Origin of the sequence: Shimia sp. NS0008-38b, assembly GCF_040370365.1 — a bacterium.
Taxonomy (GTDB): domain Bacteria; phylum Pseudomonadota; class Alphaproteobacteria; order Rhodobacterales; family Rhodobacteraceae; genus Shimia.
Window position 1 is genome coordinate 553,346 of sequence record NZ_BAABWQ010000001.1, and the last position, 21,078, is coordinate 574,423.

The window sequence follows — 21,078 nt, forward strand, 5'->3', positions numbered from 1 at the left end:
AACCCAAAATTCGAAGCAATCAGAAGGACTAAGGGAATGAGCGCAGACGCAGTTCTCCAGCTGATCAAAGACGAAGATGCGGCTTATGTCGACATCCGTTTCACAGACACACGCGGCAAGTTGCAGCACGTCACAGTAGACGTGGACCTTGTTGACGAAGACTTCCTCGAAGAAGGCTTCATGTTTGACGGCTCCTCCATCGAGGGCTGGAAGTCGATCGAAAACTCCGATATGAAACTGATCCCAGACACCACGTCTGCGTATGTTGATCCGTTCTACGCTGAGAAAACCATCTGCATTCACTGCTCCATCGTTGAGCCTGATACTGGCGAAGCTTATGAGCGTGACCCACGTGGCACAGCCGAAAAAGCCGAAGCTTACCTAAAGTCTTCCGGCATCGGTGATGTGGCCTACATGGGTCCAGAAGCAGAATTCTTCCTGTTTGATGATGTTCGTTTTGAAAACAAAATCAACAAAGTATCTTACGAAGTTGATGCAATCGACGGTTCTTGGAACACAGACACCGAATACGAAATGGGCAACATGGGTCACCGCCCTGGCATCAAAGGCGGCTACTTCCCTGTAAACCCAACCGACGACAGCCACGACCTGCGCTCTGAGATGCTCTCCACCATGAAGCGTCTGGGTATGAAAACTGACAAGCACCACCACGAAGTGGCATCCTGTCAGCACGAGCTGGGCCTGATCTTTGACAGCCTGACCAAACAGGCCGACGAGCTGCAGAAATACAAGTACGTGATCCACAATGTGGCTGCGTCTTATGGCAAATCCGCCACCTTTATGCCCAAGCCAATCTACGGCGACAACGGCACCGGCATGCACGTAAACATGTCCATCTGGAAAGACGGTAAGCCGCTCTTTGCAGGAGACAAATACGCGGACCTGTCTCAGGAAGCTCTGTACTTCATCGGTGGTATCCTGAAGCACGCAAAAACCCTGAACGCTTTCACCAACCCATCGACGAACTCCTACAAGCGTCTGATCCCGGGTTTTGAAGCACCTGTTCTGCGCGCCTACTCTGCTCGCAACCGCTCTGGCTGCGTTCGTATCCCTTGGACAGAGAGCCCAAAAGCCAAGCGCGTCGAAGCACGTTTCCCGGATCCATCCGCGAACCCGTACCTGTGCTTCGCAGCCCTGCTGATGGCTGGCCTTGATGGCATCAAGAACAAGATCGATCCCGGCGAAGCCATGGACAAAAACCTGTACGATCTGCCTGCTGAAGAGTTGGCTGGTATCCCAACAGTTTGTGGCTCCCTGCGTGAAGCTCTGGAATGCCTCGAAGCGGATCACGACTTCCTTCTGGCCGGTGACGTGTTCACGAAAGACCAGATCGAAGGCTACATTGAGCTGAAGATGGGCGAAGTGGAGCACTATGAGCACACACCTCACCCTGTTGAGTTCGGCATGTACTACAGCTGCTAAGCTGCAGTTTTTCTGACAATAAAAAGGGGCGCTCATCCGAGCGTCCCTTTTTCTACGAACAATGCAAACGTCGCAGTCTGTCTCGAAGCCGCGCTAGATTGTCCAATGTTCGCATGTGTCCCGCTAGGCGATCCCCTCGCGGCCCTTGTCGACCCGATAGTAAGCCCACAAAAGACGCGCAGCCACGCTGCGCCACGGAGACCATTGCGCGGCCATCTCCCGTAATGCGCGCTCTTTGGGGCGCTCTGGCAGATCAAACAACATCCGCGCGCTTTCCTGAAGCGCCAGATCGCCCGGCGCAAAGACATCGGCGCGACCAAGGGAAAACATCGCGTAGATCTCTGCAGTCCAAATCCCAATCCCCCTCACGTTGGTAAGGGTTTTAAACACCATATCATTGGGCGCTGTGCGCAGTGCCTCAAAGTCGATGCCTTCTTCGGCCAGAGCGCGCGCATAGCGCATTTTCTGTCGGCTTAACCCCACGGCTTTCAGATCCTCATCGGACGCCGCCGCGACGGCCTCGGGTGTTGTCACCCCCGCCTCTTGCATCCGTCCCCAGATGGCCGCAGCCGAAGCAACGCTCACCTGTTGGCTGATGATCGCACTGAGTAGTTGATCAAACCCATCAGAGCGCAAACGCAGCGGCAAAGGTCCGGTCAGCTTGAGCGCTGCCGCAATCTTTGGGTCCTGCGCAGCCAGCCATGCGGCTCCTTCTGCAACACAGGCATCTGATGTGATAATCCGTCCAATGGTCATGATGTGCCCCAAACCCTCTGCATGAATGGCAGTGTGATGCTTGCGACCTCCAAATCGGCGGCCCCTAAACCGCGGTTACGCCGCAAACATCCGCCAACCACAACCCGAAACCTGCACATTTCGCAAGCCAGTCGCATTGTATTATCCCCATAATACCTGCTGCGGTTTCTTTGGTGCTACCACTTCGCTGAAGAGGAGACACTATGGTTAAGCTTGCACATACTATGATCCGTGTTTTGGACGAAGCACGGGCGGTGGCGTTTTACGAGGCTGCCTTTGGTCTACAGATCAAAGATCGGCTCGATTTTGACAGTTTCACGTTGATTTACATGGTTCTGCCGACGTCAGGTTTTGAGCTGGAACTGACCATCAATAAAGACCGCTCAGAACCATATGCGCATTCAGACGGCTATGGGCATCTTGCATTGGTTGTTGATGATTTGGAAGCGTCCCGCGCCCAAGTCACCGCAGCTGGTGGCACCCCAAAAGACATCGTTGATTTTCGACCCGGCGGAGACCGGGTGGCACGGTTCTTTTTTGTGACGGACCCAGATGGCTATCAAATTGAGGTCATTGAGAAAGGAGGCCGGTTCGTCTGATCCGTTGAGGTTTGGGCACTGAACGACACGACATTCACTCAAAGCATTAATAGGAGGACATATGCTTTATCGTTTGGATTTTACTGTGGAATACGATTCCACAATGGAACAACAAGGCCTTTTGGGCGTTTGGGCAGAGGAGGCTGAGGCCGCACTTGGTGCAAAATCCGCAGGCGTTGTAAAGGATCTTTGGAAAGTGGTTGGAGAGCGCAAAGTGCTCGCCATTGTTGAGTGCGAGACACCTGACGATCTGGATCGGATCCTGTTTGACCTTCCGATCATGCAGAAAATGGGCCACCATGTGCAAGTCGACGTTAAATCATTGCGCCGGTATGAAGACTTTGCTGCTGACGTAAAAGAACGTCTTGGTCGATAAAACAAAGGGATGCCCACATGTGTGAGCTGTTTATAGACGCGGATCCTGCCCTTTGGGCCTCCCACACCCGCTCGTTTCGGATGGATGGCATGGTCACAAGTGTCCGGTTAGAGGAATTGTTCTGGCGCACTCTCGAAACAATCGGAGCGCGCGACGACCTGACAGTGCCGCAGTTGCTGCACCGTCTTTACAACGAAAGTCTGGATGCGGGTCACGACGTCGGGAACTTCACGTCGTTCTTGCGTGTGTGCTGTTTGCGCTATTTGGAATTGCAAAAAAGTGGGTATGTCCCCGATTCTGCTCATGTGGCATTATCGTCACTGCCAGCAAGAGATATTCTCGCGCTTGAAAAACGCGACCGTGCTCAACGCAGGTCACGAATGACATAAGCTTTCGGCCTTGGCAGAGACCGTGACGCAAGCGTCGACAACGCTTTAACACCATCGTTTGTGATGCCCGTACGGTGCCTATGGACCTTGCTTCGTGAACCGGTTAACCGTTGGCGTATGACCCAACTCGTCGACGACACCCGCGCCCGCCGCACCGTATTCATTCTGGTTTTGGCCCAAGCGTTTCTAGGCGCTCAGATGCCGATGATATTCACCATTGGCGGCCTTGCAGGACAGTCTTTGGCATCCAACCTGTGTTTTGCCACTCTGCCCATTTCTCTCATCGTTCTGGGGTCCATGCTGTCGGCGAACCCAATCTCCACGATCATGCAAAAATATGGTCGCCGAGTTGGCTTTTTGGTTGGCGCCTTGGGTGGCGCGCTTGGCGGCGCAATCGGCGCATATGGACTGTACCTAAGCTCTTTCCCAATCTTCCTCGCTGGATCGTTTCTGACAGGTATCTACATGTCTGCTCAGGGGTTCTATCGCTTCGCAGCCGCTGACACCGCTTCCGATGATTTCCGTCCCAAAGCGATTTCCTACGTAATGGCAGGCGGCCTTCTGTCAGCCATCATTGGTCCTCAACTGGTCAAAGTCACCGCAGACAGCATGATTGTGCCCTTCATGGGCACCTACTTTGGCGTTATCGCTCTGAATGTGATCGGCTCGTTGCTGTTCCTTTTCATCGATATTCCAAAACCCGAAGTTCCTGCGGAGGACGCCCCCAAAGGTCGCAGCCGCTGGGAGTTGATCACCACGCCACGCATCGCTGTGGCGGTGATCTGCGCCATGGTGTCTTACGCGCTGATGAACCTTGTGATGACCTCTACACCTTTGGCAGTTGTCGGATGTGGATTTGACCAAAACGACGCGGCAGATGTAGTCACAGCCCATGTGCTGGCGATGTTTGCGCCGTCCTTTTTCACAGGCCACTTGATCGCACGGTTCGGCGTTGAGAAAATCCTTGCCCTTGGCATTCTCATACTCGCCGGCGCTGGGGCTGTTGCACTGCAAGGTGTTGAGTTGGAAAACTTTTTCATCGCACTCATCTTGCTTGGCCTTGGCTGGAACTTTGGCTTCATCGGGGCAACCACAATGTTGGCGGGCGCACATGAACCACATGAACGTGGGCGCATGCAGGGTATGAACGATTTTATCGTTTTTGGCGGTGTGACCGTGGCTTCGCTGGCTTCCGGTGGTTTGATGAACTGCTCAGGTGGCGATGCAGTCACAGGGTGGACCAGTGTGAACTTGGCAATGGCACCCTTCCTCATGTTGGCAGGCGGTGCACTGATCTGGTTGGTGATGCGTCCTAGGGACGAAACTGTCTAACTGGCTCGTTGTGTTGCACTTCAAGCTTTTCGGTTTGGTCAAGTTTTCCTAGACTAAGCGCTACATGATGCAACGGGGTCAACATGGTTGCCCTTCTGTTTAAGGCCGCCGAGTTGCGCCCGACTACCAACGCCCCATCAATGCGCGCCTCATCAATCCAACCCGCTTGCCAAACTCACTGCTGCCCAATGCGCCATTTGATACACGCCTTGGGTCCGCAATCGCTTGTTTTAGCACCATTTCTACCTGCCAAGCGGCGTAAAATGCCTGACCAGCAGCCCGATCGACCTCTTTTCGGCGCTGTCGTGCCGCCTCTAGGCGGCTCAAAGCACCCTGAGCAAATTCAGCCACCGCCTCAGGGCGCCCATTCACCAAAGGCACCCGGTTGGCGTCTTCCAACGCCGGAATCGCCATAAGCCAATTGGCTACACCCAAAGCATAGCCCACATCTCGTGCCACGCCCTCTGCACACTGTCCCAACGCGTGCGCGCCAACCAACATCAACCCACCGGCGGTCTCCGCCAGATACCGTTCCAGGTGCTGCTGATCCTCAAATGGGTCTTTGTAGATATCCCAGCGCCGCGCTTCTATCAGCGTATCCAGCACCTCAGTGGCGTTGGCATCAAGTATTGCTGCTAGCGGGGTCACAACTTCATGGCGGCGCACGCCCTCTCCCGATCTGATTTCCTCCAGCGCGTCACGCCACCATTGCAGCCGCATCTCTGCGATCATGGTTTCCTGCGTAACCCAAGGCGCTCGAGAGACCTCAACATTGAACGCATAGAGCGGGAACAAGACGTCGCGTGCGTCAGGATGCGCAGCCATAGTTGCGGCAAACCGATCCGGATCGCCGTTTTTTACGGTCCCAGCACAAGCCTTTAGGTCCTCATCACTCACCCAAAGTCTCCTCGTCTGCGCGCGACAATCAGTAAGTATCCAGTCTCAGACCGCACCTCACGCCAACTGGCCGCTTCCGCGGCACATAAATCCAGCATCTTGGTCAGCGCGGCACCCGCTTCGTCCCTCAGCGTCGCAATCCGCATTTCCATGGACTGATAATACGCTTCCCAGCCAGCATCAGATACTTTGCGATGCGCTATAACTTCAAAACCTTGCGCCTCAACATCTTTGAGAATGGCGTCAGATCTCTGTGTATTGTAGCCCTCCCAAAAGGCCTGCGCCATTTCACTTGGTGTGTCAGTGAAATAGCAAGGCTCGGAAAAAGCCACGACGCCATTTGGCACCAATGCTTTGGAAAAGGCGCCAAGTCCGCTTGGGATACTCAGGAAGTAGAGCGCACCTGCGCACCAGATGAAATCAAACGGCGCTTCAGCCAATCCTGCCACATCTTCCATGCTGCGGCATTCTGCACGAAACCGCCCCTCATGAGCAAAGCGGGCATTGGCCTGAGCCACAAATGCATCACGTGTGTCAACGGCGACCACCAGCGCGCCGGGAGCTCTTAGCAACTCGAAGCTGTCGCCTCCCGGACCCGAACCGGCATCACAGATCACTGCGTCTTCTCCAACAGCGGCAAGTTCCAAAGCCCAAGCCACCTCTTCCGGACTGCCAGGTCCTTCTCTCGGCAAGTCTTTGTGTACAATAAAGAAGTTTTCTTTATCCATCAGAGTGCCACTTTGGCTCCGTCATGTACTAGCTTCCAGTTCAGCGCATCAAGCAAAGCTTCAAAGCTTGCGTCCACTATGTTTGCAGACACGCCCACTGTGGCCCAACGACGACCGTGATCGTCCTCAAAATCTATGATCACGCGGGTCACAGCTTCGGTACCGCCATTGGTGATCCGCACCTTAAAATCCACAAGCCGCACGTCCTCTATGACACTTTGATAAGGGCCAAGATCAGACTTTAGCGCTTGCCACAACGCGTTGACGGGCCCCTCATCGCTCATCTCATCGGTGTGATCATTTTTGAAATAGCTAGTAGTCTTATGACCGTTGGGCAATTGAACCGTGACCACGGCTTCACTTTCCACAACCGTGGCTCCACGTGCATTGCGCCGCCGCTCCGAGATCACCCGGTAGCGTTCAACATCAAAATACGTTTCGCTGAGCCCCAATGCATCCCGTGCCAGAAGCTCAAAGCTGGCTTGGGCCGTATCGTACGAATAACCTTTGGCTTCAGCCTCTTTGATACGCGACAGGATTTCCCCCAGAGCTGGCGCGCCTTTCTCGGTGTCCAGTCCTGCATCCGCCAACCTTTTGCGAAGATTGCTTTGCCCTGCCTGATTAGACATTGGGATGATCCGCTCGTTGCCCACTACGCTTGGATCAATGTGCTCATATGTGCTCGGGTCTTTTAAAATTGCACTGGCATGCAATCCGGCTTTATGTGCAAACGCGCTTGCCCCCACAAAAGCGGCTTGCCTCATCGGCACACGATTGAGAATGTCATCCAACATTCGACTTGCCCGTGTCAGTCCCTCAAGCGCGGTATGGCTCACGCCAATCTCGTAAGTGCTCGCATAAGGTTCTTTCAACAACAGCGTCGGGATCAGCGTCGTCAAATTGGCATTGCCACAGCGTTCACCCAAGCCGTTCAGCGTGCCTTGAACCTGACGCGCACCAGCATCCACCGCCGCCAGAGAGTTGGCGACAGCGTGCTCAGTGTCATTATGCGTGTGGATGCCCAGATGATCGCCAGGAATACCCGCAGCAATCACCGCTTTGGTGATCTCATAGACCTCATGCGGCAAGCTGCCGCCGTTGGTGTCACAAAGCACCACCCATCGCGCACCGGCCTCATAGGCCGCCTTTACAGTCTGGATCGCATAGTCCGGATTGGCCTTATACCCGTCAAAGAAATGCTCAGCATCAAACAGCGCTTCACGCCCTTGCGTCACCAAGTAGGCCAAAGATTTCGCAACGTTTTCCGCGTTTTCTTCTAGGGTGATGCCAAGCGCAGTGGTGACATGAAAATCATGGGTTTTGCCGACCAGACATACCGCAGGTGTGCCCGCATTCATTACAGCTGCCAGAACGTCATCGTTCTCCGCCGACATTCCCGTCCGCTTGGTCATGCCAAAAGCTGTGAACGTCGCCGCCAGTTTCGGTTGGGCTTCGAAGAATTCGCTGTCCGTCGGGTTGGCCCCCGGCCAGCCACCTTCGATATAGTCCACGCCCAACTGATCCAACACCGCCGCAATCTGCGCTTTTTCCGAGGTCGCGAACTGCACACCTTGCGTCTGCTGACCATCGCGCAAAGTTGTATCGTAAAGGTAGAGGCGCTCTTTACTCACAACAACCCCTCCAGCTTCCCAGCGTCAAAGCCCGCCGCTGGTAAGAGTTCAACGCCCGCCTTGCTCATACGCACTTCGACGCCTGCGTCCACCAAGGCGCCCTTGATCCGGTCCACTTCAGAGAAGTCTTTGCTCGCCATAGCCGCCTCGCGTGCGCCAGCCAACAGTGCCCTATAGGCGTCAAGATCGGCCCCCTGCGCCCAATCACCAAGGGCGTTGCTCAAAAGGCCCAACATCTGCGCGCCTGCAAGCAGTCCAGCGGCATCGCCCGCACTGGCAAGCCCGTGCAACACCGATATGGCGCCCGCCGTGTTTAGATCATCTGCCACACATTTCAACACCTCTGCGGGCACGTTGAGCGAGGGCTCAAAGCCCTCGGTCAACGTTCGCCACTTGCGCAACGTCGCCTCAGCTTCACCTGCTTTTTTGGCAGTCCAATCCATCGGCTTGCCATAGTGGGTGCTTAAGAACACAAAGCGGATCACCTCGCCGGGAGTTCCTTGATCCAGCAAATCACGCACGGTGAAGAAATTGCCCAAAGACTTGGACATCTTCTTACCTTCCACCTGCAACATTTCGTTGTGCAGCCAGTAGTTCGCCATGCTCTGGCCGCCATTGGCGCAACAGCTTTGCGCGATCTCGTTCTCATGGTGTGGGAACATCAAATCATTGCCGCCACCGTGAATATCAAACGACGCGCCCAGCAATTCAAAGCTCATCGCGGAACACTCGATGTGCCAACCCGGGCGCCCACGGCCCCAAGGGCTCTCCCAGCCCGGCGTTGCATCATCTGAAGGTTTCCAAAGTACAAAATCCATCGGATCTTCTTTGTAAGATGCAACCTCAACCCGCGCGCCTGCGATCATGTCGTCCACCGACCGGCCTGACAGCTTGCCGTAGTCGTCATATTTGCGCACCCGAAAAAGTACATGCCCGTCATGGGCATAGGCAAACCCATCCGCAATAAGCTTTTCGATCATGGTGATCATCTCGGCGATATACTGTGTCGCACGCGGCATATGGTTGGGTTCCATCGCGCCAAGCGCCCCCATATCATCCAGATACCATTGGGTTGTCTCCGCAGTGATCTCCCCAATTGCCCGACCGCTTTCCGCCGCGCGTGCATTGATCTTGTCATCCACGTCGGTGAAGTTTCGCACATAGGTCACGTGATCTGCGCCATAAACTTCACGCAGCAGGCGATAGAGCACATCAAAAACCACCACAGGCCGCGCATTGCCAATATGGGCGCGATCATACACCGTCGGCCCACAGACATACATCCGCACATTATTTGGGTCGATTGGCGTAAACACCTCTTTGCGGCGTTTCAGCGTGTTGTGCAGTTTGATCTCAGTCATAGCAAAGTGGCTCCTCGGCACACGGGTGGTCCGCGGCGGGCTTACCAACTCTCAAACATGTTTGAAATAGAAGAACGGCCCGCCTGACGATGTCAGCAGGGAATGCAGCAGCAAATAATAATGGTGCGCGCAGTGTTCATGACGGAGACCCTATGTGGCGCGGCGAAAGTGGTCAAGCCCGTGATTGAGCCATTGACCATACACTTTCGGCTCCTCAAAGTACCGACATGAGCCGCGAGACCATCAATACGATTTGTGCCAAATTTCCTGGCGCCCAGCTTTCCGATCCGTTCGGCGGGGGACATGACGCTTGGAAGGTTGGCGGTAAAATGTTTGCCTGTATTGGGACCGCCAACACAGGCGTTTCTGTGAAAACCGACAGTGTTGAGACCGCACAGATGTTGATAGATGCTGGCATCGGCGTCAAAGCACCTTATTTTCATCGCAGCTGGATCCACCTGCCACTTGACGGTGACGAAGAAGAACTCCGCCACCGTCTGGGGGTGTCTTACGATATCGTGCGCGCCGGACTGACAAAAAAACTTCAAGCCAAAATGCCGCCGCGCAATTAGGGTTCAACAGCCATCATTGAGTAATTTGGCCCGCGTTCGACGTCCCAATGGCAACGGAAACGTCAGCTTCACGCCGCTCTGCGCTAGGACGGTTAGCACGATACCCAATGCCGTAATCGCTGCACCGATCCAACTCACAGGTCCATACCGCTCTCCAAGCAAGGCAACGCCAATCACAAGTCCAACAGCCGCCGCGACATAACCAATCTGGCTCAAGAGCACAGGTCCGCCCAACTTTTGCAGCCTGAAGTAGGCCGGAAAGGTCAGAGCTGCCGCCACCAATTGCACCGCTGCGGCCCAAGGCACCACGGCGACATCTTGCAAAGCCACACCATCACCGCGCGCTATCAACACGCCAAGCAGAGCCACAATCGCCACACCATGGCTCCAGAAAGCCAAGGCAATCGGATGTGCATTCTCAGGCCAGTCGAGTGTCCGATACACATTGCCGCCCGCCAAAATCAACGGGATGGTCAATCCCACCAACGACCACAACATTGTCCCATCTAAGCCACCCCGACCAAAGGCCACCATCAAGGCGCCAACCAGTCCAAAGCCAATACCCCAAAGCCCCATGCGCGACGGCGTTTTCAACCCGAAAACCGCAGAGAGCGCCAAAGTAGCCACCGGTGAGAGTGCAAACATCATGCCCACCTGTCCCGCACCCAGCTTCGGCACCAGCCCAAATATAAGCAAGTTGATGCCCGCAAAACTCGCCAACCCCGAGATCACCACATAGCGCAGCATTTGCCCGCGTGGCAGCTTCAGATGGCCGCGCAGAGCAAGAACCGGAAACAGACTTAAGCTCGCCCCCATCGACACCAAGAGCGCCCAAATCAAGGGCGACACACCCGCCGCCGCTGATATCTTGCTCAAAGGAAAACCAATGCCCAGAAGTGCACCGCACCAAATCAACAGCCCCACCGGGCCCACAGAAGATACCTTAGGCATAGCTGATCACCTCATATTCGATGTCATCAGGTCCATCGAAGTAAAACCGCTTCCCAGGCTCATAGTCGGCGTGGCTTTTGGGGACAAAACCAGCGGCCTTCACTCGCTCTTCGATCCTGTCCAGATCGGTGACAACGATTCCGATATGGTTCAGCCCACCGGCACGGTAGTAGCTGGGTTCCGCATTCTGAATGTCGACCGGCGGCGCGTAAAGCGCCAGGTAACTTTCTGTCTCGCCGACGTGGACGCTATGTCCGCCGTGGATCGAGTCGCCTTCCCATCTCACCTGCCAATCAAACAGGTCACACAACATGGCCGCCGTGGACTTCGGATCGCGCACAGTCAGATTCACATGCTCAAGTTTCATAGCTCAACTTCCTTCCATTGAATTTCTTGGTAGACACAAGGTAATTCTTCAAGTTAACTTGAGGTCAACAACTTTTTATGGTTTGCTTTCAATAGTATGATGAAATCGAAAAAAAGAATCCGGCTCCGCCCCACTGGTTTGACCATTGGTCAAATCTCTGAACGCACTGGCCTTGCACCCTCTGCGATCCGCTATTACGAAGAAGAAGGTATCGTACACCCGCACCGCACTGATACCGGCCAGCGTCGATTTGAACGCGCGGACATCCGACGTTTGTCGTTTGTGATGATTTCACAATCACTGGGTTTCTCTATTGCCGAAATCCGCGCAGCGCTTTCAAGGTTGCCGGAAAACCGCACTCCAACAAAATCAGACTGGCAAGCGATCTCTGAGATCTTCCGCGAAACGCTTGATCAGCGCATTTTGCAAATGACAAAACTGCGCAACCAGCTAGATGGTTGCATTGGGTGCGGTTGCCTCAGCTTGTCCAATTGCAAACTCTATAATCCGGATGACCGCGCGCGTTCCCGCGGCCCCGGACCGCGGTATTTACTGGGCGACACTCCAACCGACCTGTGAGAGTCCCAAACTGGCGCCAATTGGCCGTAGGTGACCGGAGAAAATGTGAGGTTCAGTTGGAGGCAAAGCCCCCGCAACACAACCTGTCATATCTCCCATCACGGTTTTGAATTTGACAATCTCAAAGGCCCTCTGCCACCACGGTCCAAACACAAAACAGGGAGTGCAGCCTATGCAGCTATCACAGCGCATCACCAACATCACCGGCGGCGGATCAGACGGCTGGGATGTATTCTACAAAGCCCGAAAAATGATCGCGGATGGCATCGACGTGACCGAGCTTACAATTGGTGAGCACGACATTCGAACCGATCCCACGATTTTGGCCGCTATGGATAAATCCGCACAAGGCGGACACACCGGCTATGCAATGGTCCCAGGCACCCACGACATGCGGTTGGCAGTCGCGCAACGTATAACCGAACGCACCGGCGTTCAGACGACTTTCGAAAACATCCTGATCACCCCCGGCGGACAGGCTGCACTTTTTGCTGCGCATTTGGCGGTATGTTCGGAAGGCGAGCGTGCTCTGTACATTGATCCATATTATGCCACCTACCCCGGCACAATTCGCGCCGTTGGGGCTGAACCTGTCGCAATACAGACGCATGCCTCAAACGCTTTTCAGCCACGCCCTGAAGACATCTCAGAACAAGCCACCAAAGGCGCAGCGTCTCTGTTGATAAACACCCCAAACAATCCCACTGGTACAGTGTATGGGCGCGACACGCTCGAAGGGGTCGCACAGGTTTGTAAAGAGCACGACCTCTGGCTCATCTCCGATGAAGTCTATGACACTCAAATCTGGGACGGTGCGCACCTGAGCCCGCGCGCGCTTCCCGGCATGGCCGATCGTACCTTGGTAGTTGGTTCGATGTCCAAATCTCATGCCATGACAGGCAGCCGTATAGGCTGGATCGCGGCACCAAAAGAGGTGATCACACATCTTATCAACCTTGCGACACACACAACTTATGGCGTGCCAGGTTTTGTGCAAGACGCAGCGGTTTTTGCGTTGAATCAAGGCGACGCGCTTGAAGCAGAGATCGCGGCACCATTTTTGCGGCGGCGCGCCTTGGCCAAAGACATCTTGGCGGATCAAAACACCATTGGGCTGATCCCTGCGCAAGGCGCAATGTATATAATGTTGGATATTCGTGCCACCGGCCTATCGGGCGAAGACTTCGCAAACTCTCTGCTAGACACGCACCATATTGCTACGATGCCCGGTGAAAGTTTTGGTCAATCGGCGGTTGGCCACATCCGGGTGGCAATGACAGTAGACGATATGAAATTCCAATCCGCGCTCAAAACGCTGGTTGGTTACGCGGAACATCTCGCCAATCAAAACGCAGCCTGATGTGATCAATTGTCGCCAAGCGCGTCATGCCTCAAATGCGACATGTGTCGCAAATGGGCATGACGCCCTGTGAAGAGAATCGCAGACTGTCCCGCAAGGGAGAGACCATGCAAGGCATCCGCTGCAAAATAAAACTTGTGGACCGGACCATCGGGGCGTCCCGCGGGCGCGCTGCACGAGGCCGCCCTGACAGTTAAGCTGATATTTTTCTTTCCGCTTAACTTACAAGGCCTTACACAAACATGAACGTTCAATCTTCCCGCCGATCCGGCGGACGCACTGCCCGCCGTGCCGCGCGCGCAGCCCCTCTTTCCAATGAAATTCGTCCCATTCGCGCAGGTATGAGCGGAGGGCAATACAAGCCTCTGTCAGATCACGACATCCAGCGCATCCACGAAACAGCCCTCACCGCACTTGAGGAGATTGGGTTGGCTGACGCACCCCAAAGCGGAATTGAGATCATGACCGGCGCAGGCGCTTTTTTGGGGGATGACGGCCGGCTTAGATTTCCTCGTGCGCTTGTCGAAGATATGCTCACCAAGGCTTGCAAAGACATAACCTTGAACGGGCGCGACGCCAAACACGATCTTCATCTGTCCGGCAATCGCGTGCATTTTGGCACTGCGGGCGCGGCTGTGCATATGGTGGATCCCGACACACAAGACTACCGCGACAGCACCTTACAAGACCTGTTTGATGCCGCTCGAATTGCCGACCAATTGGACAATATCCACTTTCTGCAACGCCCAATGGTTGCCCGCGATGTCACCGACAATCGTGAACTTGATATCAACACGATCTATGCTTGCTGCGCTGGAACAACCAAACATGTTGGCACCAATTTCACTGATCCCGACTACGTTGCGGATGCTTTGAACATGCTGCACATGATCGCTGGAAGCGAAGACGCTTGGCGCGCACGCCCTTTTGTCAGCAACTCCAACTGTTTTGTGGTGCCACCAATGAAGTTCGCAACCGAAAGCTGCGAAGTTATGGAGGCATGCATCCGTGGAGGCATGCCTGTGCTGTTGCTCTCAGCGGGGATGGCAGGCGCAACCGCCCCGTCCACAATCGCTGGCGCCATTGTTCAAGCCACCGCTGAATGCCTTGCGGGCATCGTTTATGTAAACGCCCTCAAGCCCGGCCATCCGGCGATTTTTGGCACCTGGCCATTTGGTCTCGACCTGCGCACGGGGGCCATGACAGTAGGCTCCGGGGAACAGGCGCTTTTGAGCGCCGGATGCGCACAAATGCACAAATTCTACGGACTGCCCGGCGGCGCAGCCGCGGGTGCAAGCGATGCCAAGCTGCCAAATATGCAGGCCGGATGGGAGCAGATGTGTTCCAACGTTATGGCGGGGCTTTCAGGTTTGAACATGGTCTACGAGGCAGCGGGCATGCATGCCTCTCTTCTGGGGTTCTGTCATGAAAGCCTGATTCTGGGCAACGATCTGATAGGTCAAGCTCTGCGCTGCGTACGTGGGATCGAGGTCGACGAAGAAACGCTCGCGCTGGAGCAAATCCGAGACGTGTGTTTAGGCGGTCCTGGGCACTACCTTGGCACTGAGGCCACGCTCAGCCGGATGCAGAAAGATCACGTCTATCCGAGTATGGGCGATCGCACGTCACCAAAGGAATGGGCTGAAATCGGCAAACCTGACTTGGTCGCCAAGGCGAAAGCGCACAAAGAAGGCATTTTGGCCACCACTCCCCCCGCGCGCTTTGATCCCATTCTGGACAAAGCAATCAGGGATCGCTTCACTATCCATCTGGCCTGAAAAGAAAAAGGGCGCTCCAAACAAATGGGCGCCCTAATTATCAGTCCGAAAGTACGGGTATCGGGGTCGATCCCGATATCACCCCTTTGCCAGCTGCGCTTCTCGTGCATCGCGAAGACGGGCAAAATCATCTCCAGCATGATATGATGAGCGCGTAAGTGGTGTCGCTGAAACCATCAGGAAACCTTTGCCATATGCAGCCTTCTCGTAGCTCCCAAACTCTTCAGGCGTCACAAATCGGTCGATGCCATGGTGCTTGGGCGTCGGCTGTAGGTATTGGCCGATTGTGAGAAAATCAATGTCTGCGGCGCGCATATCGTCCATCACCTGATGAACAGATTGTTTGTCTTCGCCCAGTCCCGCCATAATGCCGGATTTGGTGAAAATCGACGCATCAAGCTCTTTGACTCTCTGGAGCAGGCGCAAAGAGTGGAAGTATCGCGCACCCGGACGCACCTCAGGGTAAAGCCCCGGCACGGTTTCTAGATTGTGGTTAAACACATCCGGTTTGGCCTCAACAACTGTTTCCAAAACCTCAGGCGCACATTTCAAAAAATCAGGTGTGAGAATTTCAATTGTGGTTTTGGGCGAGCGATGACGCACCGCACGAATGGTCTGCGCGAAATGCTCCGCCCCGCCATCCTCCAAATCGTCGCGATCCACCGAGGTGATCACCACGTGGTTCAATCCCAATTTCTGAACTGCATCCGCGACACGGCCCGGCTCAAACACATCAAGTGCGTTTGGTTTACCGGTCGCAATGTTGCAAAAGGTACAGCCACGCGTACAGATGTCGCCCATGATCATCATGGTTGCGTGACCTTGGCTCCAGCATTCGCCGGCATTGGGGCACCCGGCCTCTTCGCACACCGTGACCAATTTGTTTTCACGCATGATCTTTTTGGTGGTGTTATAACCTTCTCCGGTTGGAGCCTTCACGCGAATCCACTTGGGCTTTTTTGGCTGAGCGTTGTCTTTGCGGTGCGCCTTCTCAGGATGGCGCTGCTCTGGCAGCTTCAGATCACGCAACTTAGGGTCCTCCCGACCAATTACGGTTTGTGGTGTGTAACATAGGTGATCGCTCTGGCCACTACCAGAAATGCAAACCAGTTATGCACTGGACGCCCAAAATTGCCCAAATCTCGTGCCTTTTGCAGTGCAGAAAAATATTTCGCAAATGCAGCATTGCGTCCAAATTTAGAATCATTATAGGTCAATCTCAGCAAAAATCTGACCGAGGAAAGCATCAATGCAAGTTGGCGTAAAAGTCCCTAACGTAGTCTTCAAAACACGCGTACGCGACGAGGCCATAGGCGGCCCGAACCCATTCCGCTGGCAAGACATGACCAGCAACGACTATTTCAAAGGCAAGCGCGTCATTTTGTTCTCGCTACCCGGCGCTTTCACCCCGACCTGCTCAACCTACCAGTTGCCGGGCTTCGAAGATAACTTCGATAAATTTCAAGATCTTGGTGTGGACAGCATTTACTGCATGTCAGTCAACGACAGCTTTGTTATGAACAAATGGGCCGAAGCACAGGGCGTTAAAAACGTGGACGTGATCCCCGATGGATCCGGCGAATTCACCCGCAAAGTTGGCATGCTTGTTCGCAAAGACAACCTCGGATTTGGCCTGCGCTCCTGGCGCTACGCCGCCATCATCAATGATGGTGTCGTTGAAGCATGGTTTGAAGAACCCGGCCTTGAAGACAACCATGGTGAAGACCCATATGGCGAAAGCGCCCCAGAGAACCTGCTGAAATACCTGCATGCCGCCAACGTCGAAACTGCGGCCTAAAACTCTGAACCCGATTTTCCGGAAGGCCCGCAATTTGTGCGGGCCTTTTTCTTTGCGGTTAGCCAATATAGTCGCCAGCTCCACCCGCGTTTTCCTGATAGTGATCTCGCAGTCGTATCAACGCGATCCTCAGTACAATTTTCCCAGAACGCGCCGACCAGCCAAGCCGCCGCTCCGCAGTTTCGAGCCCCTCAAGATAACAACAACATCGCAACGCCACGTCGCACAGGCCAGGCCCCAAATCTAACAATGCGTCCACCACACGTTGGCGAGCTGAAGCCGGGCCGCGTCCTACATTGGGATCAGGCTGATATTGGCCATCGCAGGGGCCACGCAAAAATGCCTCCCAACCCGGGCTGTCCCCCGGGCCCATCTGCGCCAGTTCAAAGTCCTCGCGCAACCGCTCCCCTGCCCCAACCATCGCCTCACTCAAAAACCGCTCGCCATCTTTATCACGTCGGCGAGACAATCCAGTGAGCGGACTTTCAGCCATGTTGAAACGCACCTGACCCGGACCCGCCCGATGCCGTCGCGGCCGTTGACCAATCACCTCGTTTGGGTTGCCAAACCGGGCCTGTGCCTCCGCAAAACCAAGTGCGCAATTCTCCGATGCAGCCGTCATCTTGCTTAGTGCAGCCCGCCCAGCAGGCGTAATCACATAACGTGAAATGCGGCCCGGCTGCGCGCAGCTGATCCAATCTTTCAACGCCATGGCTTGGGCGATTTGGCGCGAAACAACACCTGTGCGCGTGCCCCCGTCCCGCACCACGACGGCATTCTCCATATCACTTGCAACAGCCAGAACCGCACCTGTTTCACACAGCCGGTTCAGTATTCGCAGTCCCTCTGCACGCAACACCTCCTCTTTAGGCATCTCAGTGTTGCTGTCATCCGCCGCCAACAGCGGCGCCGCGCTGGACTTGCGTGTCTTGGCGCGAAATCGGTTCAAAGCCGCGTCTACCAAAGGATCGTCGCGCATCATTTCGAGTTTGCGGATTTGGCGCAAAACCGTGGAGGCGTGACAGCCATCTCGCCGGGCCAGTTCTCGAATGGACACGCCTTGCTCTGTGTGGGCGACATACCGTTCAACGCTGCTGGGAAGCCACTTAGGCAAACTTTGAGGGGCTGTATTTGTCGGCATATCACGTCACTCCTTACTGAACTATCTTCAACAAACCATCTTCCCTGCTTATCCACAGGGTTATCCAGAGAGTTTTGCACAGCCAAAATCGGCTGTGTAGCGACTGAAACAATTCAACCGCACAGCAAGGATTGGTTCAAAATAGTGAACAGCACCATGCACTTGCGTACGCAGAAACCGATCACACGCAACACCTGAAGCAGCTGTGCTCTGGTGGTCTACGTCATTGGAGAAAGGTTGATTCTATGCAGGATGTACTCGCGCGAATGAGTGAATTACGCCGCCCACGCCTACTGATCCGAGCCGCACGCGTCGGAATGGAAGATTACGTTCGAGATCAGCATCTTAAGCGGATCATTGGCCGTGGCAAACTACCTCGCCATGGCGCAGCCTTGGTCAAGCTAATGGACATGGAAACAGAGTTGGATCGTCATCGCCGACAGGGGTTGGCATCGTACTCAATCGTGTCTCATGTCGATCTCCTGATCGCCATGATGAGCGAGGCCCACTTGTTGCGGGCCACGCGTCGAAACTAAAGTTACAGTTTAGACAAAGGAGTCTGGCATGGAGGCCTTTTTTTCCGCCACATAGGCTCGCAACGCCTTCTCAATCTCGGGATCAAGTGCTGGTTGCTGATAAGCGTCAAGCAAGGTTTCAACACGCGCAGACGCCAACGCCTGCGTGTCACGAGAGCCTTCATCTGCCCAGGTTTCAAACGGCTTGTAGTCCAGCAGCTCTGAGCGCCAAAATGCGTCTTTGAAGTTGGCCTGCGTATGTTCGCAGCCAAGGTAGTGACCTCCGGGACCAACTTCACGCACCGCATCCATGGCTTGGGCATTCTCATCGTAAGCCACACCCGCAGCCATCTTATGCAACACACCAAGCTGATCGGCATCCATCACAAACTTCTCAAAGCTGGAAACCAACCCACCTTCCAGCCAGCCGCAGCTGTGCAACATAAAGTTCACGCCACCCGTTAGCGCAGCATTATGTGTATGTGCAGTTTCATATGCTGCCTGCGCATCTGGAAGCTTTGAGCCGCAGAGCCCCCCACCGGAGCGGAACGGCAACCCAAGACGGCGCGCAAGTTGGCCCGCGCCGGAAAGGATCTGGCTTGCTTCAGGCGTGCCAAAAGTTGGCGCGCCAGAGTTCATGTCGATCGACGTCACAAATGCCCCAAAGATCACCGGCGCGCCTTTGCGCACCAACTGACTGTAGGCGATACCAGCCATCACTTCGGCCAACACTTGCGTCAGAGTACCAACAACACTCACTGGTGCCATCGCGCCGCCAACAATAAAGGGCGAAACGATGCAGGCTTGGTTGTTCTTGGCGTAAACTTCCAACGCACCCATCATCACATCGTCAAACGTCATTGGCGAGTTGATGTTGATCAGCGACGTCATCACTGTGTTTTCCTGCACAAAATCCTTGCCAAAAAGGATTTCACACATCTCGACACTGTCCTGCGCGCGGCTCGGCTCTGTCACGGAGCCCATGAAGGGTTTGTCCGACAGAGTCATGTGGGCCAAAAGCATATCGAGGTGACGTTTGTTCACGGCCACATCGGTGGGTTCACACACGGTGCCACCGCTGTGGTGTAGCCATTTGGACATATAACCCAGTTTTACGAATTTCTCAAAATCCGCCATGGTGGCATAGCGACGCCCACCCTGAGCATCTCGGACAAACGGCGGTCCATAGACGGGCGCACAGACCAACGTGTTGCCGCCGATCTCAACGGTACGTTCGGGGTTGCGTGCATGTTGTGTAATCCGCGACGGAGCGGTCTTGCAAAGCTCACGGGCCATACCACGTGGAATACGAACGCGCTCGGCCTGGAAATCGACTTCTGCGCCGGCCTCTTTCCAAAGATCAAGCGCGGGTTTGTTGTTCACAAAATTGACACCGACCTCTTCAAGCAGGGTCTCGGCATTGGCTTCGATGATCTCAAGCGCTTCCTCGTTCAGCACTTCGAGCAGCGGCATGTTGCGTTCGATAAACTTCGCCGCCTCGATCTTTACACCGGTGCGTTCTGCGCGACGCGCGGCTCCGCCGCCCCCTCTTCCACGTCGACGTGTCGCTGCTTCTGCCATGTCTCGTCCTCATAGGCTGAATTGTTTCCTTGAGATGGATGTACCCTGCCCGAACCGTTCGCCGCAGCAGATTAACGGCCTCTGAAACAAGAATGCGACATGTGCAGCACTCAAAGGTCGGTTTTATTCGTCATTCGTCGTCTCCGGCGCCCCAAGAGACTTTCGAGATCCGCGCATCCAACATCAACGGGTTTAACAATTGAGCCAATTGCACCTCGCTGCGTTCCTCTATGGTCAGCAAGATATCAAGCACTGCACGGTCCTCGTGATGTTCTTTGCGTTCCATTCCTGTCACCACCACTCCGATTTGCGTTAGAGCTCGCAAAGCGAGCGCGCGCACCTGCGTCTCTTCATCAGGCGCATAAGTGATGGACACTTCGTAGTCCTGATTGAGCGGCACCCCAGCTTTGGTTTTTCGTTTGAGCCACTTCACCAACGGCCGCAGCCCAAGATTGACAAATACCACCAACGACGTCGCCAGTACCGCAAACATCGGCTGCCCGGCTCCCGCCATCAACCCAACGGCCGCTGAACACCAAAGCGTGGCCGCAGTGTTCAAACCATGCACCGTAAACCCTTGGCGGAAAATGATCCCCGCCCCTAAGAAACCGATGCCAGACACCACCTGCGCAGCCACGCGTGTAGGGCTTACCTCGTTGGGGAAAAGTGATGAAAACACCACATAGCTTGCGGCCCCAAGTGCAACCAAAGCATTTGTTCTGAGCCCAGCCATGCGCTGCCGCACTTGTCGTTCCGACCCAATTAGTGCGCCACAGACAACGGCCAACGCCAAATTCAGTGCAGCAGACTGTAGCTCAACAGGAAAATAGTGATTCATGTATATACCTTTAATATACAATTTCCATTTCAGCAAACGTGACAGCTCCGCCGCCGCAGAACACAACAAACACGACCAATTGGTGA

General features: G+C 54.8%; 22 protein-coding genes. 11 read left to right on the forward strand and 11 right to left on the reverse strand.

Annotated features, from left to right (window positions below):
• Positions 1-36: 36 nt before the first annotated feature.
• Positions 37-1,443 carry a type I glutamate--ammonia ligase gene (gene glnA / locus ABWV47_RS02660; protein ID WP_353308294.1) on the forward strand — a complete coding sequence of 469 codons (1,407 nt, stop codon included), beginning with the start codon at positions 37-39 and terminating at the stop codon, positions 1,441-1,443.
• Between the two features lie 123 nt (positions 1,444-1,566).
• Here the strand turns inward: glnA and ABWV47_RS02665 are convergent, their stop codons facing one another.
• Positions 1,567-2,199 (reverse strand): DNA-3-methyladenine glycosylase family protein, encoded by a 633-nt coding sequence (locus tag ABWV47_RS02665; RefSeq protein ID WP_353308295.1) that lies wholly within the window; start codon positions 2,197-2,199, stop codon positions 1,567-1,569.
• 203 nt (positions 2,200-2,402) lie between these two features.
• On the opposite strand from ABWV47_RS02665, the gene ABWV47_RS02670 reads away from it, so the two are divergent.
• The 4 genes from ABWV47_RS02670 (at position 2,403) to ABWV47_RS02685 (ending at position 4,895) form a co-directional block, all read left to right on the forward strand.
• A complete protein-coding gene (locus ABWV47_RS02670) occupies positions 2,403-2,798 on the forward strand; it encodes a VOC family protein (protein ID WP_353308296.1) in 396 nt (131 codons plus the stop codon).
• 61 nt (positions 2,799-2,859) lie between these two features.
• A complete protein-coding gene (locus tag ABWV47_RS02675) occupies positions 2,860-3,174 on the forward strand; it encodes a muconolactone Delta-isomerase family protein (protein WP_353308297.1) in 315 nt (104 codons plus the stop codon).
• Positions 3,175-3,191: 17 nt separating this feature from the next.
• On the forward strand, positions 3,192-3,563 hold the full coding sequence (locus tag ABWV47_RS02680; RefSeq protein WP_353308298.1) for a ribbon-helix-helix domain-containing protein: 372 nt from the start codon (positions 3,192-3,194) through the stop codon (positions 3,561-3,563).
• Positions 3,564-3,680: 117 nt separating this feature from the next.
• Positions 3,681-4,895, forward strand: coding sequence for an MFS transporter (locus ABWV47_RS02685; protein ID WP_353308299.1), 1,215 nt, complete (start codon positions 3,681-3,683; stop codon positions 4,893-4,895).
• 123 nt (positions 4,896-5,018) lie between these two features.
• Here ABWV47_RS02685 and ABWV47_RS02690 read toward each other — a convergent pair whose 3' ends face one another.
• Genes ABWV47_RS02690 through cysS form a run of 4 tightly spaced genes read right to left on the reverse strand, consistent with a single transcriptional unit; the run spans position 5,019 to position 9,512 of the window.
• Entirely contained in the window at positions 5,019-5,792 is a 774-nt protein-coding gene (locus tag ABWV47_RS02690; protein WP_353308300.1) for a squalene/phytoene synthase family protein, read from the reverse strand.
• Positions 5,789-6,520: a class I SAM-dependent methyltransferase gene (locus ABWV47_RS02695; protein ID WP_353308301.1), complete on the reverse strand. Its 732-nt coding sequence runs from the start codon at positions 6,518-6,520 to the stop codon at positions 5,789-5,791. The genes ABWV47_RS02690 and ABWV47_RS02695 overlap by 4 nt, the downstream gene beginning before the upstream one ends.
• The gene (gene cimA, locus ABWV47_RS02700; RefSeq protein WP_353308302.1) at positions 6,520-8,151 is read right to left on the reverse strand and encodes a citramalate synthase; all 1,632 of its coding nucleotides are present in this window, start codon (positions 8,149-8,151) and stop codon (positions 6,520-6,522) included. Before cimA ends, ABWV47_RS02695 begins: the two co-directional genes overlap by 1 nt.
• The gene (cysS, locus tag ABWV47_RS02705; protein ID WP_353308303.1) at positions 8,148-9,512 is read right to left on the reverse strand and encodes a cysteine--tRNA ligase; all 1,365 of its coding nucleotides are present in this window, start codon (positions 9,510-9,512) and stop codon (positions 8,148-8,150) included. Before cysS ends, cimA begins: the two co-directional genes overlap by 4 nt.
• 227 nt (positions 9,513-9,739) lie before the next feature.
• On the opposite strand from cysS, the gene ABWV47_RS02710 reads away from it, so the two are divergent.
• The gene (locus tag ABWV47_RS02710) at positions 9,740-10,084 is read left to right on the forward strand and encodes an MmcQ/YjbR family DNA-binding protein (RefSeq protein WP_353308304.1); all 345 of its coding nucleotides are present in this window, start codon (positions 9,740-9,742) and stop codon (positions 10,082-10,084) included.
• A gap of 3 nt (positions 10,085-10,087) precedes the next feature.
• Here ABWV47_RS02710 and ABWV47_RS02715 read toward each other — a convergent pair whose 3' ends face one another.
• Complete coding sequence (locus ABWV47_RS02715; protein WP_353308305.1) at positions 10,088-11,035, reverse strand: DMT family transporter; 948 nt, start codon at positions 11,033-11,035, stop codon at positions 10,088-10,090.
• Positions 11,028-11,402 carry a VOC family protein gene (locus ABWV47_RS02720; protein ID WP_353308306.1) on the reverse strand — a complete coding sequence of 125 codons (375 nt, stop codon included), beginning with the start codon at positions 11,400-11,402 and terminating at the stop codon, positions 11,028-11,030. Before ABWV47_RS02720 ends, ABWV47_RS02715 begins: the two co-directional genes overlap by 8 nt.
• Before the next feature lie 99 nt (positions 11,403-11,501).
• Here ABWV47_RS02720 and soxR point away from each other — a divergent pair, with 99 nt between their 5' ends.
• The 3 genes from soxR (at position 11,502) to ABWV47_RS02735 (ending at position 15,119) form a co-directional block, all read left to right on the forward strand.
• A complete protein-coding gene (gene soxR, locus ABWV47_RS02725) occupies positions 11,502-11,981 on the forward strand; it encodes a redox-sensitive transcriptional activator SoxR (RefSeq protein ID WP_353308307.1) in 480 nt (159 codons plus the stop codon).
• 172 nt (positions 11,982-12,153) lie between these two features.
• On the forward strand, positions 12,154-13,341 hold the full coding sequence (locus ABWV47_RS02730) for a pyridoxal phosphate-dependent aminotransferase (protein WP_353308308.1): 1,188 nt from the start codon (positions 12,154-12,156) through the stop codon (positions 13,339-13,341).
• Between the two features lie 242 nt (positions 13,342-13,583).
• Positions 13,584-15,119: a trimethylamine methyltransferase family protein gene (locus ABWV47_RS02735; RefSeq protein ID WP_353308309.1), complete on the forward strand. Its 1,536-nt coding sequence runs from the start codon at positions 13,584-13,586 to the stop codon at positions 15,117-15,119.
• Positions 15,120-15,197: 78 nt separating this feature from the next.
• Here ABWV47_RS02735 and lipA read toward each other — a convergent pair whose 3' ends face one another.
• Positions 15,198-16,148: a lipoyl synthase gene (lipA, locus tag ABWV47_RS02740; RefSeq protein ID WP_353308310.1), complete on the reverse strand. Its 951-nt coding sequence runs from the start codon at positions 16,146-16,148 to the stop codon at positions 15,198-15,200.
• A gap of 220 nt (positions 16,149-16,368) precedes the next feature.
• Here lipA and ABWV47_RS02745 point away from each other — a divergent pair, with 220 nt between their 5' ends.
• On the forward strand, positions 16,369-16,917 hold the full coding sequence (locus ABWV47_RS02745; RefSeq protein WP_353308311.1) for a peroxiredoxin: 549 nt from the start codon (positions 16,369-16,371) through the stop codon (positions 16,915-16,917).
• A gap of 58 nt (positions 16,918-16,975) precedes the next feature.
• Here ABWV47_RS02745 and ABWV47_RS02750 read toward each other — a convergent pair whose 3' ends face one another.
• Complete coding sequence (locus ABWV47_RS02750; RefSeq protein ID WP_353308312.1) at positions 16,976-18,058, reverse strand: DUF6456 domain-containing protein; 1,083 nt, start codon at positions 18,056-18,058, stop codon at positions 16,976-16,978.
• Positions 18,059-18,303: 245 nt separating this feature from the next.
• On the opposite strand from ABWV47_RS02750, the gene ABWV47_RS02755 reads away from it, so the two are divergent.
• Entirely contained in the window at positions 18,304-18,594 is a 291-nt protein-coding gene (locus ABWV47_RS02755; RefSeq protein ID WP_502959678.1) for a DUF6477 family protein, read from the forward strand.
• Between the two features lie 9 nt (positions 18,595-18,603).
• Here the strand turns inward: ABWV47_RS02755 and ABWV47_RS02760 are convergent, their stop codons facing one another.
• The gene (locus ABWV47_RS02760) at positions 18,604-20,154 is read right to left on the reverse strand and encodes a trimethylamine methyltransferase family protein (protein WP_353308314.1); all 1,551 of its coding nucleotides are present in this window, start codon (positions 20,152-20,154) and stop codon (positions 18,604-18,606) included.
• A gap of 130 nt (positions 20,155-20,284) precedes the next feature.
• On the reverse strand, positions 20,285-20,992 hold the full coding sequence (locus ABWV47_RS02765) for an MgtC/SapB family protein (protein ID WP_353308315.1): 708 nt from the start codon (positions 20,990-20,992) through the stop codon (positions 20,285-20,287).
• Between the last annotated feature and the right edge of the window lie 86 nt (positions 20,993-21,078).